The 17,759-nt window shown below is 58.1% G+C and carries 15 protein-coding genes; 8 read left to right on the forward strand and 7 right to left on the reverse strand.

The genetic code is table 11. The annotated features are described in order from the left end of the window. Nucleotides 1-3 precede the first annotated feature (3 nt). The 8 genes from xdhA to RBB47_RS10060 all read left to right on the forward strand — a co-directional run bounded on the left by xdhA (nucleotide 4) and on the right by RBB47_RS10060 (nucleotide 10,684). Nucleotides 4-1,485, forward strand: a complete 1,482-nt coding sequence (gene xdhA / locus RBB47_RS10025; protein ID WP_305985643.1) for a xanthine dehydrogenase small subunit — start codon at nucleotides 4-6, stop codon at nucleotides 1,483-1,485. Then, nucleotides 1,469-3,808, forward strand: a complete 2,340-nt coding sequence (xdhB, locus tag RBB47_RS10030) for a xanthine dehydrogenase molybdopterin binding subunit (RefSeq protein ID WP_305985644.1) — start codon at nucleotides 1,469-1,471, stop codon at nucleotides 3,806-3,808. The genes xdhA and xdhB overlap by 17 nt, the downstream gene beginning before the upstream one ends. Next, nucleotides 3,805-4,812 carry a xanthine dehydrogenase accessory protein XdhC gene (gene xdhC / locus RBB47_RS10035; RefSeq protein WP_305985645.1) on the forward strand — a complete coding sequence of 336 codons (1,008 nt, stop codon included), beginning with the start codon at nucleotides 3,805-3,807 and terminating at the stop codon, nucleotides 4,810-4,812. The genes xdhB and xdhC overlap by 4 nt, the downstream gene beginning before the upstream one ends. Nucleotides 4,813-4,881: 69 nt before the next feature. Then, nucleotides 4,882-6,420, forward strand: coding sequence for an ABC transporter ATP-binding protein (locus tag RBB47_RS10040; RefSeq protein WP_305985679.1), 1,539 nt, complete (start codon nucleotides 4,882-4,884; stop codon nucleotides 6,418-6,420). Further along, the gene (locus RBB47_RS10045; RefSeq protein WP_305985646.1) at nucleotides 6,420-7,508 is read left to right on the forward strand and encodes an ABC transporter permease; all 1,089 of its coding nucleotides are present in this window, start codon (nucleotides 6,420-6,422) and stop codon (nucleotides 7,506-7,508) included. The genes RBB47_RS10040 and RBB47_RS10045 overlap by 1 nt, the downstream gene beginning before the upstream one ends. Then, nucleotides 7,501-8,415, forward strand: coding sequence for an ABC transporter permease (locus RBB47_RS10050; protein ID WP_305985647.1), 915 nt, complete (start codon nucleotides 7,501-7,503; stop codon nucleotides 8,413-8,415). The genes RBB47_RS10045 and RBB47_RS10050 overlap by 8 nt, the downstream gene beginning before the upstream one ends. A 99-nt stretch (nucleotides 8,416-8,514) precedes the next feature. Then, nucleotides 8,515-9,579: a BMP family ABC transporter substrate-binding protein gene (locus tag RBB47_RS10055; RefSeq protein WP_305985648.1), complete on the forward strand. Its 1,065-nt coding sequence runs from the start codon at nucleotides 8,515-8,517 to the stop codon at nucleotides 9,577-9,579. A 163-nt stretch (nucleotides 9,580-9,742) separates the two neighbouring features. Then, a complete protein-coding gene (locus RBB47_RS10060) occupies nucleotides 9,743-10,684 on the forward strand; it encodes a patatin-like phospholipase family protein (protein ID WP_305985649.1) in 942 nt (313 codons plus the stop codon). Between the two features lie 10 nt (nucleotides 10,685-10,694). On the opposite strand, the gene RBB47_RS10065 is transcribed toward RBB47_RS10060, so the two are convergent. The 7 genes from RBB47_RS10065 to RBB47_RS10095 all read right to left on the reverse strand — a co-directional run bounded on the left by RBB47_RS10065 (nucleotide 10,695) and on the right by RBB47_RS10095 (nucleotide 17,419). Continuing rightward, complete coding sequence (locus tag RBB47_RS10065; protein WP_305985650.1) at nucleotides 10,695-12,344, reverse strand: alpha/beta-hydrolase family protein; 1,650 nt, start codon at nucleotides 12,342-12,344, stop codon at nucleotides 10,695-10,697. Nucleotides 12,345-12,675: 331 nt separating this feature from the next. Then, entirely contained in the window at nucleotides 12,676-12,891 is a 216-nt protein-coding gene (locus RBB47_RS10070) for a hypothetical protein (protein ID WP_305985651.1), read from the reverse strand. Beyond that, nucleotides 12,888-13,373 (reverse strand): hypothetical protein, encoded by a 486-nt coding sequence (locus tag RBB47_RS10075; protein ID WP_305985652.1) that lies wholly within the window; start codon nucleotides 13,371-13,373, stop codon nucleotides 12,888-12,890. The genes RBB47_RS10070 and RBB47_RS10075 overlap by 4 nt, the downstream gene beginning before the upstream one ends. 4 nt (nucleotides 13,374-13,377) lie before the next feature. Further along, nucleotides 13,378-14,562 (reverse strand): agmatinase family protein, encoded by a 1,185-nt coding sequence (locus RBB47_RS10080; protein ID WP_305985680.1) that lies wholly within the window; start codon nucleotides 14,560-14,562, stop codon nucleotides 13,378-13,380. Between the two features lie 63 nt (nucleotides 14,563-14,625). Continuing rightward, on the reverse strand, nucleotides 14,626-15,459 hold the full coding sequence (locus RBB47_RS10085; protein ID WP_305985653.1) for an ABC transporter ATP-binding protein: 834 nt from the start codon (nucleotides 15,457-15,459) through the stop codon (nucleotides 14,626-14,628). Further along, a complete protein-coding gene (locus RBB47_RS10090; protein ID WP_305985654.1) occupies nucleotides 15,456-16,277 on the reverse strand; it encodes an ABC transporter permease in 822 nt (273 codons plus the stop codon). The genes RBB47_RS10085 and RBB47_RS10090 overlap by 4 nt, the downstream gene beginning before the upstream one ends. Nucleotides 16,278-16,348: 71 nt before the next feature. Then, nucleotides 16,349-17,419: a putative urea ABC transporter substrate-binding protein gene (locus tag RBB47_RS10095; protein ID WP_305985655.1), complete on the reverse strand. Its 1,071-nt coding sequence runs from the start codon at nucleotides 17,417-17,419 to the stop codon at nucleotides 16,349-16,351. Nucleotides 17,420-17,759: the final 340 nt, after the last annotated feature.

Here is a 17,759-nt window from a genome sequence, read left to right on the forward strand (position 1 = left end):
ACGATGCGGGACACGATCCGCTTCCTGAAAGGGGGCGAAATCATCGAACTTGAGAATGTCGGCCCGACTGAAACCCTGCTGGATTATCTGCGTTTGCGCCGGCGCGAAACCGGCACCAAGGAAGGGTGCGGCGAAGGGGATTGCGGTGCCTGCACCGTCGCGCTCGGCCGGTTGGTCGACGGCAAGCTGATCTATCAGCCCGTGAATAGCTGTATTTTGCTGCTCGGAATGGTCGACGGGGCTGAACTCGTGACCGTCGAGGATCTGGAGCAGGACGATAGGTTGCACCCTGTGCAAACCGCCATGGTCGACTTGCACGGTTCGCAATGCGGATTTTGCACGCCCGGCTTCATCATGACGCTGTTTACGCTTTATCATGCAGAAAACGAGGAGAAGTCGCGCAAGAACGTGACGGATTGGCTGGCTGGAAATCTTTGCCGTTGCACCGGATACCGGCCCATTGTCGATGCCGCTCTCCAAGCCTGTTTCGAAGCGACCGACGACGCGTTTTCCTGGCGCTCCAACGATACGCGGGAAAAACTGCAGCTTCTGGCAGACAGCCGCGATATTTTCATCGGTGACAGCGAAAGTTTCTTTTCGGCTCCCGCCACGCTGGACGGGCTGGCCGTGCTCTATGGACAGCATCCGGAAGCAACGCTCATTGCCGGTGGGACGGATGTCGGTCTCTGGATCACCAAACAGCTCCGGGACTTGCCCAAAATGATCTGGCTTGGCCGCCTTGAGGGACTGGATCGCGTGGAAGAGAGCCCGTCCGGTGTCCTGATCGGTGCTACGGCGACGTATCAGACAACCGAACTGGCCATGACGCGGCTGTCGGAAGACCTCGGCGAACTCTGGAAGAGGATCGGCTCAAAGCAGGTGCGTGCATCCGGCACCGTCGGTGGGAACATTGCCAACGGTTCTCCCATCGGCGACACACCGCCCGCATTGATTGCCCTGGGCGCAACGCTGGAGCTTCAGTCGGGAGATGGCTCACGGGCTCTGCCGCTTGAAGAATTCTTCATCGAATATGGCCGGCAGGATCGTCATCAGGGTGAATTCGTCACCGGTCTGTTCGTACCCCGGTTGTCCAGCAATCAGGCGTTCCGCTGCTACAAGATATCGAAACGGTTTGATCAGGATATTTCATCCGTCATGGGTGCGTTCCGGTTCACGATTGAAGACAACATGATTGTCGCAACGCGGATTGCATATGGCGGCATGGCGGGAACGCCCAAGCGTGCCTTGAATGCGGAAAAGGCACTGACCGGTGCCAGCCTGGACGATCCATCGACCTGGGGCGCGGGCATGCAGGCGCTTCTGTCTGACTTTACGCCTCTGACGGACATGCGCGCGAGCGCTGAATACCGGATGGAGACAGCCAGGGCTCTTCTTGCCAAGGCGCTGATGGAGATCAGCGGCACCGCACCCGAAAATGTCCGTGTTCTGACAAGGCGGGAGGCAGACAATGACCGCGCCGCTTGACCGGAACAACCTCGTCACCCCGATGAAGCATGTCCGCAAGGGATTGCCGCATGACAGCGCGATCAAGCATGTAACTGGCAAAGCGACCTATATCGACGACATTGTCGAACCGCTCGGCACGCTGCATGTTGTGCCGGGATGGGCCAGACATGCGGTCAGGGGAAGGCTGAATGCAGTTCACCTGGAAGAGGTCCGGGCGATGCCGGGTGTCGTCGCGGTCCTGACAGCAAAAGACATTGCCGGGATCAATGACTGCTCGTCGGCTTTTGGCGATGACCCCGTTCTGGCGGAAGAGGAGGTTCTCTTTTACGGTCAGGTCGTCTTCGCTGTCGTTGCCGAGACACGGGAAGTAGCGAGAAAGGCAGCGCTCAAGGCGAACATTGATGTTGCTCCGCTGACGCCGATCCTGACCCCTGATGATGCGGTCGCAGCCGACACCACGGTGCTTCCCGATTACCAGTTCCGCCGCGGATCGCCTGAAACGGGGCTTCAGGCATCAAGCGAAGTACTTGCCGGTACAATGATGATCGGCGGTCAGGAGCACTTTTATCTTGAGGGACAGGTCGCAATGGCCATTCCCCAGGAAGACGGTGGCATGCTGGTTCATTCCTCAACCCAGCATCCAACCGAAATCCAGCATACGGTCGCCAAGGTCCTCGGAGTTCCGGATGCCGCGATCACGGCGGAAGTCCGCCGAATGGGTGGCGGGTTTGGCGGAAAGGAATCCCAGGCCAACCAATGGGCGGCATTGGCGGCACTTGCTGCCCGGAAAACAGGACGCGCCTGCAAGATGCGTCTTGATCGGGATGATGACATGATCATGACCGGCAAGCGGCACGACTTTAAGGTCAACTGGAAAATCGGACACAATGGAACCGGCAGAATTCGGGCCGTGGACATTGAGTTTCTGTCGCGGTGCGGCTACTCCGCCGATCTTTCGCTCGGCGTGAACGACAGGACGATGTTTCACGCTGATTCCAGTTACTTTTACCCGGATGCGTCTATCCGCTCCAGAAGACTGCGCACGGACACGTGTTCAAACACCGCCTTCCGCGGATTTGGCGGCCCCCAGGGAATGCTTGCGGCTGAACGAATGATCGATGCGATTGCCATTCAGCTCGGCAAGGACCCGCTGGAAATCCGCAAACTGAATTTCTATGACGGTGAGCGGAACCTGACACCCTATGGCATGCCGGTCGAGGAACACGAGGTCATGCATGACCTCATTTCGCGATTGGAAGTCAGAAGCAGGTACTGGGAGCGGCGCGAGGAGATCAAGGCTTTCAACGAGACCAACGCGGTGCTCAAGAAAGGACTGGCGCTTACGCCGGTGAAGTTCGGAATTTCCTTCACGCTCAAACATCTCAATCAGGCCGGTGCGCTGGTGCATCTTTATACGGACGGCTCGGTTCACCTGAATCATGGTGGAACAGAGATGGGGCAGGGGCTCTACCAGAAAGTTGCCCAGGTCGTGGCCGAAGAATTCGGCGTCACGATGGACAAGGTCGCCATCACGGCCACCAACACGTCCAAGGTGCCGAACACCGGGCCGACAGCAGCGTCATCCGGCACGGACCTGAATGCCATGGCTGCAAAACTGGCAGCGCAGGAAATCAAGTCCCGTCTTGTTACTATGTTGTGCGAACAGCACCAGTGCGGCCCGGAGGCCATTCACTTCGGCGACAATAAGGTCCTTGTTGGCGAGCAGGCTTACTCGCTGTCGGAAATTGCCAAACAGGCCTACGTGTCGCGCATCCAATTGTCCCATGCCGGATACTATGCGACGCCCGGTATTACCTGGGACAGGGAGAGCGTAACAGGCCGGCCCTTCTACTATTTTGCGTTTGGCGGTGCTTGCTCGGAGGTTACCGTCGACACCATGACCGGTGAAATGACGGTCGACCGGGTCGATATCCTTCATGACGTCGGCCATTCCCTCAATCCAGCCATCGATCTAGGTCAGATCGAAGGTGGCTTCGTGCAGGGGATGGGGTGGCTGACGACGGAAGAGCTTGTCTGGGATGAGGAGGGCCGTTTGCGGACGCACGCACCTTCAACCTACAAGATTCCAACGGCCTCAGATCTTCCGGCAGAGTTCAATGTTCAACTCTATGAGGGGGATGGAAACCCGCAGGAGACAGTCTACCGCTCCAAGGCTGTCGGCGAGCCACCGGTCATGCTCGCAAACTCTGTGTTTTGCGCAATCACGGACGCCATCGCGAGCCTTTCGCCGGGCCTGTTGCCCAACCTCGATGCGCCCGCAACGCCCGAAGCGATCATGAAAGCGGTTCAGGACATGCGGCGCAGAAGGTCTTCGTCATGACGGTTTGGCAGCACATCGTCGACTGTTTGAACAGCACCGGGTCTTGCGCCCTCGTGACGGTAACGCAAGTCAGCGGCTCAACCCCACGAGAGGCTGGCGCCAGAATGGTGGTTCGTCCGGACATGGCCTTTTTCGGCACGATAGGCGGAGGCACACTGGAATTCGAAGCCATCCGCAAGGCATCGGAAGCTGCCCGCATTGGCGAACCGGCTTTTCTCCAGCAATCCGTTTCACTCGGTCCAGATCTCGGTCAGTGCTGCGGCGGGCGCGCCAAGATTGCAATCGAGGTTCTGACGGCTGACGCGCTCCCGGCCGCCGAACACCTCGCATCTGTTGAGGCCGGGACCCGTACCTTCGGGACGTATGCAGAATTCTCCGACGGCCGCGTCAGCGACAGGCAGGTGCTCGAACAAGCGCCGGAGGATCCGTTTGCTCTGGAGGAAGAGGATGGTTTCCTCAGGTCGGTGACCGAGCGGTTCGGAGATGCGAGGCAGCCCCTGTTTCTCTTTGGAGCGGGCCACGTCAGCAAGGCCCTGATTCTCGCGCTTGCCCCGTTGCCGTTTTCCATTACCTGGATCGACAGCCGGGCCGACCAGTTTCCCGGAGCGGTTCCTGCCAACGTTATCAAAGTCTGTCCGAAGGATCCGGCAGCTGTGCTGGATGAAGCACCTGACGCAGCGTTTGTTCTTGTCATGACCCATTCGCATACTCTTGACGAGGAAATCATGGCACGAGCCTTGCTAGGTCAAAGGTTTGGCTATTGCGGTGTCATCGGATCGAAGACCAAGAGAGCGCGGTTCATAAAGAGATTGAAAGCACGAGGGATAGACGAGGGACTGGTGTCGAGCATGGTCTGCCCGGTCGGAAAAACAACAATAAAATCAAAGCATCCAGCCGCCATCTCGGCCGGGATTGTTGTTGACCTTCTGGAGAGGGTTGAAGCTGGCCGTCAGCTGGCTGCCTCGACTCGTGAAACTCTACAAAAAGCGACACGTGGTCAATAAATCGGCAGCGGCGTGGGGGAAAGTGTGGCAGAGACAACTCTTTCAGAGGTGGAAAACAAGACGGTCCGCGTGGACAGGGCCGACAAGGAAACCTTGTTGGATGCACAGGGGCTGACCAAGCGGTTTGGTGACATTCTCGCCAATGATCGTGTCGACCTAGTCATCAACAAAGGCGAAATCCACGCGCTTCTTGGGGAGAACGGTGCAGGCAAATCGACCCTTGTGAAAATGTTCTACGGGTCACTGGACCCGGACGGCGGTGAAATCTTCTGGGAAGGCCGAAAGGTTTCCATCGGCAATCCTGCGGCGGCACGCGAGCTTGGAATCGGTATGGTTTTCCAGCATTTCTCGCTCTTCGAAGCTCTGAATGTGGTTGAAAACATTGCACTGGCGCTCCCGAACCCCGGGAACATGTCCGAACTGGCCAGCCGTATCGAGACCGTCTCCAGGGACTACGGGTTGCCACTAAACCCGGATGATATTGTCGCGGACCTGCCGGTCGGGATCCGGCAGCGTATCGAAATCGTCCGCTGCCTGTTGCAGGAACCGCAACTGATTATCATGGACGAACCAACGTCTGTTCTGACACCGCAGGAAGCGGATCAGTTGTTTCAAACGCTCCAGCGCCTGGCGGAAGAGGGGTGTGCCGTCCTTTATATCAGCCACCGTCTTGAGGAAGTGAAACGGATCTGCCACCACGCAACAATCCTGCGTCACGGGCAGGTCGTGCGCGAATGCGACCCGACCCTTGAAACACCTGCCTCGCTCGCGAGCATGATGGTAGGTGCGGATGTCGCCTCCGTAAGCGCTGGAGACCAGGCGCCGGATATCGGCGAAACACGCCTGACTTTGCAAGAACTGAGCGCTAAGGCTGCGACGCCGTTTTCAACAGCACTCAATGGGATTTCCCTGGAGCTGCGCGCTGGAGAGGTTGTCGCCATAGCAGGTGTTGCCGGCAACGGGCAGGGGGAACTCTTCGACGCGATCTCCGGCGAGATGCCGGTGGCGCCCGCTATGGTGCACCTTGACGGGAAACCTTGCGGCAACAAAAACATCACCTGGCGACGCAAGCAAAACGCGGCATTCGTGCCGGAAGAGCGCCTCGGTCACGGCGCCGTGCCTGGCATGAAACTCTCCCAGAACATCGTGCTCACCCGCCATAGCACGGGCGACGGACTTGTCGGTGGCGGTTTTGTTTCCAATGCGAAGGCAGCCGACCTGGAAAAGCGGATCAAGCAGGCCTACGACGTGCGCATGTCGCACGACGATCCCGAAGCCCGGTCCTTGTCGGGCGGAAACCTGCAGAAATTCGTGGTCGGTCGCGAGCTCGACCGGAAGCCGGGCATTCTGGTGGTGAACCAGCCTACCTGGGGCGTCGATGCCGGTGCCGCCGCGCTGATACGCCAGGCTCTGATCGATCTCGCGCGCAGCGGATCGGCGGTTCTGGTGATCAGTCAGGACCTCGACGAGATTTTTGAGATCGCCGACAAGGTCGCTGTGATTTCGCGAGGCTACCTGTCTGCGGCAGAACCTGCCGCCGAGATGACGCGAGAGCGGGTCGGTCTGTTGATGGCCGGTGGTGCCGAAGCGCAAGGGGAGGTCGCCTGATGCGCATCGAGCTCGTCAAACGCAAAGAACACAGTCAGGCGATGGCGCTGCTGTCCCCGTTGATCGCGGTTGCATTGACGGCATTGGCTGCTGCAATCATTTTCTTAATTTCCGGCCATAATCCGCTGGAAGCACTCTATAAATTCTTTATAGAACCACTGACCCAGCAATGGTCCCTCGAAGCAACGATCGACAAGGCAACGCCCTTGATCCTGATTGGTTGCGGATTGGCTGTTTGTTACTTGTCCAACAACTGGAACATCGGCGCTGAGGGCCAGTTTGTTGTCGGGGCAATCTTCGGCTCTGTGCTTCCGGTGTTGTTTCCGTCCTTTGAGAACGTGGCGACGCTTCCGCTTATGTTGCTGTTCGGCGCAATTGGAGGGGCGCTTTGGGCGCTGATCCCGGCGCTGTTGAAGACCCGTTTCAATACAAACGAAATCCTGACCAGTCTGATGCTGGTCTATGTCGCCGGTCTCCTGCTGGACTACCTTGTGCGTGGGCCCTGGCGGGATCCTGGGGGCTACAACTTTCCAGAGTCCCGGATCTTTTCCGATGCAGCGACATTGCCGGAAGTCTTTGGCGGTACAATGAGCCTGTCCGCGCCCATCACAATTGTCGTTGCAGTTGTCCTCGCGGTCGTGCTGGCCAAAACGCTGAAAGGCTTCGAAATCAGGGTCATGGGTGAAAGCCCGCGCGCTGGAAGCTTTGCTGGTTTTTCCGCCAAGGGATTGACGATCTTCTCGTTTGCGCTTGCAGGTGCTCTCGCAGGACTTGCCGGAACCATGGAAGTTTCCGGTGCACTCAATCAGCTTCTGCCCTCCATCTCTCCGGGCTATGGCTTCACCGCCATCATCGTTGCCTTCCTGGGGCGCCTTAATCCGATTGGCATCATCATTGCCGGTTTCGTCCTGGCGCTCAGCTATATCGGCGGGGAGGGCGTTCAGTCGGCGATGGGCGTTTCGAACGAAATTGCCAGCGTAATTCAAGGCCTCCTCCTCTTCTTCGTTCTCGCCTGCGACACGCTGATCCTTTACCGGATCCGGATAACCGGGCAGCGCGCGTCAACCGGGGAGGCAAGCCATGTTTGAAGCCGTTCTTCTAACCGTCATAACGGCAGCAACCCCGCTTTTGATCGCCGCGGTCGGCGAACTCGTTGTGGAGCGGTCTGGCGTCCTCAATCTCGGTGTCGAGGGTATGATGATCATGGGGGCCGTGATCGGATTTGCAGTCGCCAACCAGACAGGATCAGGAACACTTGGTGTCTTTGCGGCCGTTGGCGCTGGAATGGCAATGTCGGCGCTCTTCGCTGTGCTGGTTCTTTTCCTGGTGGCCAACCAGGTTGCGACCGGTCTTGCCCTGACGATCCTCGGCATCGGGTTTTCCGGTATGATCGGTGAAGCTTTCATTGGCGTCCCCGGTCTCGATCTGCCGCAGCTCTACATTCCGGTCTTGTCCGAAATACCGTTCATTGGTCCGGTTTTCTTTCAACAGGACGCTCTGGTCTATATCAGCTTTGCACTTGTCGCCTTGGTCGCCTACGGCCTGTTTCGAACCAGGGTTGGTCTCGTGCTCAGGGCTGTTGGTGACAATCACGGCTCCGCACACGCCCTTGGCTACTCCGTTGTGAAAATTCGCTTCATGGCGATCCTTTTCGGCGGCGCATGCGCCGGCCTGGCGGGAGCCTATCTGTCGCTCGCCTACACGCCACAATGGGTGGAGAACATGACGGCCGGGCGCGGCTGGATTGCACTTGCGCTGGTGGTTTTCTCGTCCTGGCTGCCGCTTCGGGTGGTTGTTGGGGCGTACCTGTTCGGCGCTGTAAGCGTCCTAAACTTGCATGCACAGGCGCTGGAGTTCGACATCCCGTCGCAGCTCCTATCAAGCTTGCCGTATCTTGCGACTATTGTTGTGCTTGTCCTTATCTCCGCAAACCGCAGACTGACGCTCGTGAACACACCAGCGTGTCTAGGGAAACCGTTCGTACCAGACCGGTAATCTCCCAGCAGCCGGTCCGGCCTGAACCCGAAAGCGATCGCGGGTGAGGCTGAAGAAGAGATCGCAAAAAGAGAGATCAAAGAAGAGGGGAATGACCATATGAAATCTCTTTTGAAAGCAACCGTTGCCGCCGTGGCTTTTGCCGCTGCCGGTTCCGCTGCAAATGCAGCGGACGTCAAGGCCTGCTTCGTTTACGTCGGCCCAGTCGGTGACTTCGGCTGGACCTACCAGCACGACCAGGGTCGTCTCGCCGTCGAAGAACATTTCGGCGACAAGGTCGAGACTGCGTTCCTGGAAAGCGTTGCAGAAGGCCCTGACGCAGAGCGCGCGATTGAACGCTTTGCGCGTGAGGGCTGCAACGTGATCTTCACGACGTCCTTCGGTTACATGAACCCGACGATCAAGGTCGCCAAGAAGTTTCCTGATGTGAAATTCGAGCACGCAACCGGCTACAAGACCGCTGACAACGTTGCGACCTATAACTCCAAATTCCATCAGGGCCGCTACATCATTGGCCAAATCGCCGCCAAGCAGTCCAAAACAGGTGTCGCCGGCTATATTGCTTCCTTCCCGATCCCGGAAGTCGTTTCGGGCATCAACGCGTTCCTGCTGGGCGCGCAATCGATCAATCCGGATTTCCAGGTCAAGGTGGTCTGGGTCAACACCTGGTTCGATCCGGGCAAGGAAGCTGACGCTGCCAAGGCGCTGATCGACCAGGGTGCGGACATCATCACGCAGCATACGGATTCAACCGCCCCGCTTCAGGTGGCGCAGGAACGCGGTGTGCATGGCTTCGGCCAGGCGTCTGACATGATCAATTTCGCCAAGGATGCGCAATATACGGCTATTATCGACGACTGGGCGCCGTACTACATCGAACGTGTTCAGGAAGTTCTCGATGGAAACTGGCATTCGCACAGTTCCTGGGAAGGGCTGGCTGAAGGACACGTTGTGATGGCGCCCTATACCAACCTGCCGCCGGACGTGGTTGAGATGGCTCAGGCCACCGAGGCCAAGATCAAGGGGGGCTGGGAACCGTTCACCGGCCCGATCATCAAGCAGGACGGAACCGTTGCAGCTGAAGAAGGCGTCACGCTTGATGACGGCGCGATCCTCGGCATGAACTGGTATATTCAGGGCGTCGACGACAAGTTGCCTGAATAAAACGACTTTGCCGGCCCGCGAGAGATTTGCGGGCCGGTCACATTGACGGCTCGCCAATTCGCACCTAGCTCAATACGCAAAGTGCAACGAAATTGGACCGGCTGGTTGTCAGTGATCGCAGCAGATGGGATTGTTGCTTCCGACCTAATGCGGATGTCCTTCAATGATCCAGCGACGTGATCTCATGCTCTCAGCCATCGCGGCAGGTGGCGCTGTCTTGACAAAAGCTGGCAAGGCCGCAGCTTCCACCAAGGTTTCAAGCCAGCCGACAGACAATTCTGAAAAGAACGGCTTCGTGATCGCGCTTGGCGGTGGTGCAGCCAAGGCCTTTGCGCATATCCCGATCCTGGAAGCCCTCGACGAACTCGGTGTTGAGCCTGCTGAGATTGCCGGCACCTCAATGGGGGCGATCCTGGGAGGCCTTTATGCAAGTGGCATGAGTGGCCTGGAGATCCGAAAATACGGCATCGAACTGTTCACCCCGAAAACGCAGCTATTTCAAAAGCTTTTTTTGAAGGACGGCCGGACCTGGTCCTCGCTCTTCAACATGGTGCGCCCGGCGATCATCGAGCCGACTGTCCTGTTTGAAAAGATCTTCCCCGAGACGCTCGCCGACAATTTCTCAGATTTGCGCATTCCGTTGAGGATTGTGGCGACCGACTTCTATACGCAATCCCAGGTCATCCTGGACGAGGGACCTCTTTTGCCGGCAATTGCTGCATCATCCGCCTTGCCGATGCTGCTGACACCCGTTGAAATCAACGGCCGCGTTCTCATCGACGGCGGTTTTGTCAATCCGACGCCATTTGACATCCTCGATGACGGCAAACATTTCACCATCGGCGTCGACGTGACGGGCACTGACTTTCCAAGAACCAGCAATCTGCCGAGCGGGATGGAGACCTGGATCGGGTCGTTTTCAATCACGTTGAATTCACTCGTTACGGCGAAACTTCAGTGTGTCCACCCGGACCTCTTTGTCGATCTGCCGATCGAAACGTACAGCCCGATGGATTTCTTCAGGATCGAAGACATTCTCGCGGCAGCCGAACCGGCAAAGGAGCCGTTCAAACGCGAGCTCGCAGCGCTTTTAGACGTCAACTGACGCAAACGCGCTAGAAAGCCGGACCGCGCCTGGAAAAGATGTCCTTCAACTCTTCGGCCCGTTGCGGCGACCAGCCTTCGGGTTCGACGACAGCGGCCCAGGCATCGATATAGTCCGGTGCAACGTAATAGTGACCGAACCTTGGAACATCGAGCGCAAACATGGAATCCAGCGCAAGCTGCAACATCGTAACGACCGGAAACCAGGACAGTTTTTCAGAGACATCGGGGGCCCTCGGCTGGTTCAGCCAGGCAGGTGGGCGCACAGAACTGTCGAAGGTGAAATTGACGATCGGGTCGCTGCCATAATTGAGGAAGACTGAGCGTATCGGACCCCAGGGACGGAAATCGCCATCCAGCCCGCCATACTGGTCCATCACACGGACGAGGGATCCATTGCCGAAGGTCGGTCTCCAGGCGGGGCTTCCGGGATTTCGATGGTCGCGAACTTCAGACCAGTATCGGGAAAAGAAGGGCGATCCGGCCCACATGGCCCCCTGGATGGGATCGCCAAGCATGTCGAACAAAGGCAGGGTTGCCTGAGAATTGAAGGCGCCCTGGCTGAGGCCGTGAACATAAAACTCCGGTCGCGTATCCTTCGGCAACTCGGTCCAGTAATCGTAGACCATGTCGAACAGTTTTCTCGACTGTTCAACGCCGTAGTCGGGGTGAGCGAGCAGCGACAGAACGCTCGTCAGGTAGGAATATTGAACCGAGACCGTCGCGACATCGCCGGACAGCATGAAGTCCAGCGTGTCATGCGCACCAGGGTCCATCCAGCCGGTTCCGACAGGCACCATGACGACCAGGGTGGACCGATCAAATCCGCCAACCCTTATCAGTTCTTCAAGCGCCAGCTTGGCGCGTTCCTCGGCAGTATCTGCCGACCGCCTTCCGACATAAACGCGCACCGGTTCCTGAACGGGCCCGGATTGAAACTCTGAGATTTCTTCAATCGTCGGTGCCGTGGCGACGAAATGCCGACCCCAGCGACCCATTTCGTGCCATTTGACAAGCGAAGAGGCGCTTCCTGTCTTGAGGGGATCTTGCGGCTGCGCAACGTCAGGTTCGATCAGAATGTCGGCTGCTTCGAACGAAGCATCGGCAGCGCGGAAAGCCGACCGTACCAGTGCACCGTCGATCAGTGCCCAGAACAACCAGCCGACAAGCGCAACGGAAAGCACGATGCCTACCTTGCGCGGCAGCACCCTGTCCAGTTGACGGGCAACGAACCTGCGGATCACACCGGCGATGCGGAAAAAGATCCAAAGCCCAAGAAAAATCAGACCGCCAACGGCAAAAATATAGACAGGCGCGGCGGTGTCGAGCGGTGGTAAATCCACAGCGGCGCGGGTCGCGTTTTGCCAGGAAGCTGCCTTTGAAAGGGAATAAATCAGGATGCCGGCACTCATCGCGAGCGCAAGCGCCCACCAGATCCACACCATTGCACCCTTGAAATCGGGAATTTCCAGATAGCGCCATAGGCTCCTGACCAGCATGCCGATCTCGTAACCAAGGCTGGCGGCAACCGCTGCGAGGGCGGCCTGAACCAAAGGATCGCGTGGCATCAGGGAAGGTGTGAGCGCCGCGCCGAAACAGCTAACGGCAACAACGAGACTGACTGCCGACAAACCGTTCCGGATCACTTGAACCAACGCCATGGCGCACCTGCTTTCGGAAAAGTCTCGAGAAAATTCGTAAACGATTGATATTGTGCAATAATCTGATCGGAGATCAACCAAAAGAAATCGAAATTGCGAACAGCGAGCCCTTCCTCACGAAGGAAGCCACAGGTTCGCATTGTCTGCAAGAGCAGAGATTTCCGATAATTTCACGGTGCTAGGCAAGACAGGCGCCTTTGGGTCCAATGGCAGTGGATTGCCATCGAAAGCACTCCGAAGATGATTGGCGACCAGGGAATATGCTGGCATTCAGGATGCCATGCATGGGACGGGAAATTTGGTTTCCCGTCCGGCTGCTGCTTAAGGAAACTTACTTCGCTTTGCCGGTTCTGCGGCTCACTCTCCAAACGCCCGCAACAATGGCACCCGTGGCGATCGCTCCAAGCACCAGGGCTGCATGGAATGGCGAGCCAAAGAAGTGCGCCACGGCTTCGCCCCAACCGGACATCTCATGATGGTTTCCCGGGTGCGCAAGCGCCGGTGAAGAGGTCGCGGCAACGGCCGCAGCAACAAGAAAAGATCTCATTTGGCAATGTCTCCTTTGGCAAGACGGTTGGCAAGCACGTCGATCAGGTCGATGTCGTCGCGCTCGGTAAGCGAAACATAGGTGAAGGTCATGGTTTCCCGCTCCGACACCATGGAGCCGGGAAAGGGCATGTAGGCGAGCTCACGGGAAGCGAAGGCGGGCGAGGCTGTGCCGATTTGCCAGTTCGAGACAATCTTTGCATCGACAAGATGTTGGATAAGGCCGTCCGAACCGGGCTGATGAAACGGAACGCCGGCAAGCCTCAGATAGCTGGTCTTGTCCTCAGCCGAGCGGAAACCGTCGATGAAGCTTGTGGCAAGCGCCTGCAGTTCTTCTGCTTTTTCCGTGTCCGAGGCCCCATGCACATGGGAATGAAGGTGGTCTGATCCTGCGTGATTATGCCCATGCAGGTGCCCATGACCGTGATGATGGCCATGATCATGTGAATGATGGTGATGATGATGGTCGTGGTCGTGGGTCATCGGATCACTCCACGTCCGGACCGGCTGGAATGGAAACCGGTTTGTTGATGATCGACTTGTGAGCGCCCATTTTGCCGTGGGAGACAAGCGTGCCGAGCACATCCACGATCACTCGCGTTGCCAGGAGTGCGGTGATGTCGGAGCAGTCATAGGGCGGCGACACCTCAACAACTTCAAGTCCGCAGATGCCTTCCTTGGCGACCAGCGACACGAGTTCCAGTGCTTCGCGCGGCAGGAAGCCTCCTGGTTCGGGCCAGCCGGTGCCGGGCACGAAGCCGCAGTCGACACTGTCGATGTCGAAGGAGATATAGACCGCATCAGCGTCTTTCCACGCAAGTTCCAGCGCCCGCGCTGCGGTTTCCGCCAAGCCCATCTCTTCCACATCCCGCATCGTGAAGATGTTGGTGTTGCGCTCGCGGGCAACTTCAACGCCCTCGCGCGGAACCTGCCAGCCACCGATCCCGATCTGGACCAGGTTCACCGCTGGAACGTTGACGAGATCAGTGGCATGAAACCACGGCGTTGTGTGCATGCGCTCGTCCAAGTCCTTCTCCTGGATATCGATATGCCGATCGAAATGAACGATGCCGATGCGTTTGGATGTGCATTCTGCTATGCCGCGCACGCACGGAAACCCGATGGAATGGTCGCCGCCGATCATGATCGGCAAAGCCCCGGACGAGGCAACATGCGACACGGCGCGGGTGATCTGATCGAAAGTCTTTTCGATATTGGCCGGGATCGTGAAAATGTCACCAACATCACAGAGCGTCATCTGTTCGCGCAGGTCGACGCCCATTTCATAGTTGTAGGGCGTGTAGAGCGCGGAGATTTTACGCACGCCTTGCGGCCCGAAACGGGTGCCCGGCCGGTAGGTGGTGCCGCCGTCGAACGGAATGCCGATGACAGCTGCATCATAGGCCCCGACCTGTGTGACGTCTTCGATATAAGGCGCTTTCAGGAACGTGTTGATGCCCGCATAATGCGGCAGCTCACCGCGCGCAAATGTCGGGATCGACTTGTCAGTCAAGCTGTCGGATCCGGTGAGCCCCATGCGAAGCGCCCAGGCCTTTTCCTTCTCCCAGGCCGCTGAGGGCAGGGTGCCTTCCTTTTCAGCCGCCTTCCAACCGCGAAGCTGGAGTTTGTCGAAATCCGGATGATGCTGTCTGGCCGCCGGCTGCCGCATCATGGAACCGGCTGCTTTATGCCGTGTGGCCGGGCCGAATGGGTCAGGAATTGGCATGGACGTTCCTCATGTTTGTTTGCTGTTTGAAGGATTAGATGTGTTGGCGGCCGGCTTTGACGCGATTGATCCTGCAATGGTTTCGGGATCAATTGTCTCCGGTCCCGTAACGGGGGCAGCCAATGGAAGGTCATAGGTGATCGTCGCACCAAAGGCTTCCGGGGCCTGCGGATCGTGACGGATCTTGTCGAAAACCAGCAGACGCGTGCCGAGCTTGAAGGCCTCGTGGATGTCATGCGTGACCATGAAAACGGTCATGTTGAGGTCCTGCCAGAGACTGAGCAAAAGCGCATGCATATCGACGCGAATGCCCGGATCAAGCGCCCCGAAGGGTTCGTCCAGAAGCAATATGCTCGGCTTCTTCACCAGCGCTTGGGCAATTGCAAGGCGCTGCTGCATGCCGCCGGAAAGCTGAACCGGATATTTGTTGGCCGCAGCACTCAAGCCGATCCGCTCCAGCAGCTCTTCGATTTCGGCGATGGCAGCGCGCTTTGAGGCGCCGAAGAGCTTTCCGGTAAAGGGTGATTTTTCAAATTCACCCGCCAGAATGAGGTTCTCCGCAACGGTAAGGTGCGAGAACACCGAATATTTCTGAAAGACGATCCCGCGATCGGGTGTCGGTTCCTCGGGCAGGGCATTGCCGTCAAGCAGGATTTCACCCCGCGTTGGATGCTCTTGTGACAAGAGCATGCGCAGGAAGGTCGACTTGCCGCATCCCGATGCCCCCACAATTGTGCAGAACGATCCGGTTTCGACGTCCAGGTCGACCCGCTCGAGAACCGGGGTGCCGTCGTAATACTTGGAGACAGCCTTGACGGAAAGTTTTTTCGCGGCCTCGTTCATAGGGCATCTCCACCCAGATGATGCCAGCGGAAGGCCCGTCGCGAGATCAACAGAAGAAGGCGATCGAGCAGGAAGGCGAGCAGGGTGATCCAGACGACATACGGCAGGATCACGTCCATCGCGAGGTAGCGTCGGACCAGAAAGATCCTGTAGCCGAGACCGGTCGTTGACGCGATCGCTTCAGCCGAGATCAGGAATATCCAGGCCGGCACCAGTCCCAGCCTGAGAGCTGTTATCAGCTTCGGCAGCACCTGCGGAATGACGAGGCGCGTGATCATCTGCCAAACGGATGCGCCGAGCGTTTCCGCCTTGATGATCATTTCCCTTGGGATGTCCAGCACCGCCTGTGCGGTGGATCGGATCATTATCGGCGCGGTTCCGATCACGATCAGCGCAATCTTGGAAACCTCTCCCAGCCCGAATGTAATGAAGAGGATAGGCAGGATGGTGATCGGCGGGATCAGCGAGAAAGTCGCCAGATAGGGCGCCAGCGTGCTGCGGATATGGGGAATGAAGCCAATGGCGATCCCGATTGTGAGAGCCAGCAACGTGGAAACGGCCATACCGCTGCCAAGCCGCCACAGGCTGTCGAACGTATCGATCCACAAGAGCAGATCGCCCGACCGCCGGTCCGGAACCGCCGCCATGCGCCAGAATGCGGCCCCCATGCTTTCCAGCGAGGGCAGAAGCTTGTCCGCAGGGTTCTCAAGCCGCCGGTAGTGGCTCGCAATCGCGTAGGTCACGACTGTTGCCAGGAAGGGCAGAAGGCCAAGCGCCAGTGCGGTCACCCGGGACGGTTTCCGGTTGATGATGCGCATTTGGGATCCTAGGGCTGTCGGAGAGGAGGGTCCGGCCGAACCCGGCCGGACCCGTTGGTAAAACCCGTCGCTTAAAGCGCGCCGTCAGCCGCCATTTGCATGAAGCTCGCGTCGAAGCGCAGCTTGACGTTGTTGGTGTCGCCGTAAACCGACCCGTCCGGGAAGGCGACGCCGACAAATTCAGGGCTCGGTGCTCCTTCGCCGAGAATGCCTTTGTCGTAGAGGAACTCGGCAACGAATTTCATAGTCGCCGAGAGTTCGGCGGCTTTCGAAAATTCGACGGCCTCGGCGGGCGTATAGAACATTTTCGTCGTCGCGAGCTGGGCGTCGTAGCCTGCCAGATCCGTGCCCGAAGCTTCCGCCATCGCGGTGCGGGCGGCAATGCCTTCTTCAGAGTCAGACGACATGATCGCCATCAATTCATACCAGGCACCAACTAGTGCCTTGCCGAAATCCGGGTTGTCGGCGAGCGTTTCGGTGTTGACCATCATCACGTCGATGATTTCGCCCGGAATGCCGGCGCTGTCGAAGACCTTGGTCGCGTTTGGTTGCGCCTCGATTTCAGACAGCAGCGGGTTCCAGGTGACAACGGCGGTCACATCGTCGGTGGCATAGGCCGCGATCATGTCCGCATCCGACGTGTTGACGACGGTCAGGTCCTTTTCGCTGAGATCTACGGTGTCGAGCGCGCGGGCGAGCAGGTAATGGGAAACCGAGAGCTCGACCAGGTTGACGGTCTGGCCCTTGATATCGGCAAGTCCGCTCTTGTCTTTCAGGATGATGCCGTCATTGCCGTTGGAATAGTCGCCGACAATCAGTGCCGTGGTGTCGACACCGCCACCGGCCGGAATGGAGAGCGCGTCCATGTTGGTCATGGAGCAGCCGTCATATTCGCCTGCCGTGTACTGGTTGATCGATTCGACATAGTCGTTGATCTGCACGATCTCCACGTCGATCCCGTATTTGTCGGCCCATTTCTTCATGATGCCGCTGTCCTGAAGATAGCCCCAGGGCATCCAGCCGACATAGATCGACCAGCAGACCTTGAAGTCCTTCTTTTCCTCGGCCTGAACGGAGGGAACGGAGAGCGGCAACGAAAGCGCGGCCGCGAGTAGGGAAGCTTTGAAGAGTGATTTCAGCATCTGTGCGCGTCTCCTGTCTTCAGCCCGGTGGAAGGAACCTTCCGGGTATGAGTCTTTGAGTTTCTTGCGCACGTCCGGGAGCAGGCTCGCGCGCGCGAAACCTCGTGCAGTTGTCTCCCGGGTTTTTGTCCCGCCGTGTCACCGGACTATGTCGGCCATTGCCTATAAACGTCCGGCTTGCACCTCTCGGTCCTGCGTCGTCATCGACCGGATCCCTAGGCGCGCTGCACGAACGGAACATCGCAAGCGGTGTGCCAGTTTTTCGGATGGTGGAATTACGTGTTTTAAATTAGTGAGTTAGAGGAGAGGCGCGCTTAGGCGTTCTTCGTTGCAAGGAACG

Source organism: Roseibium sp. MMSF_3544, assembly GCF_030732845.1.
Taxonomy (GTDB): Bacteria; Pseudomonadota; Alphaproteobacteria; order Rhizobiales; family Stappiaceae; genus Roseibium.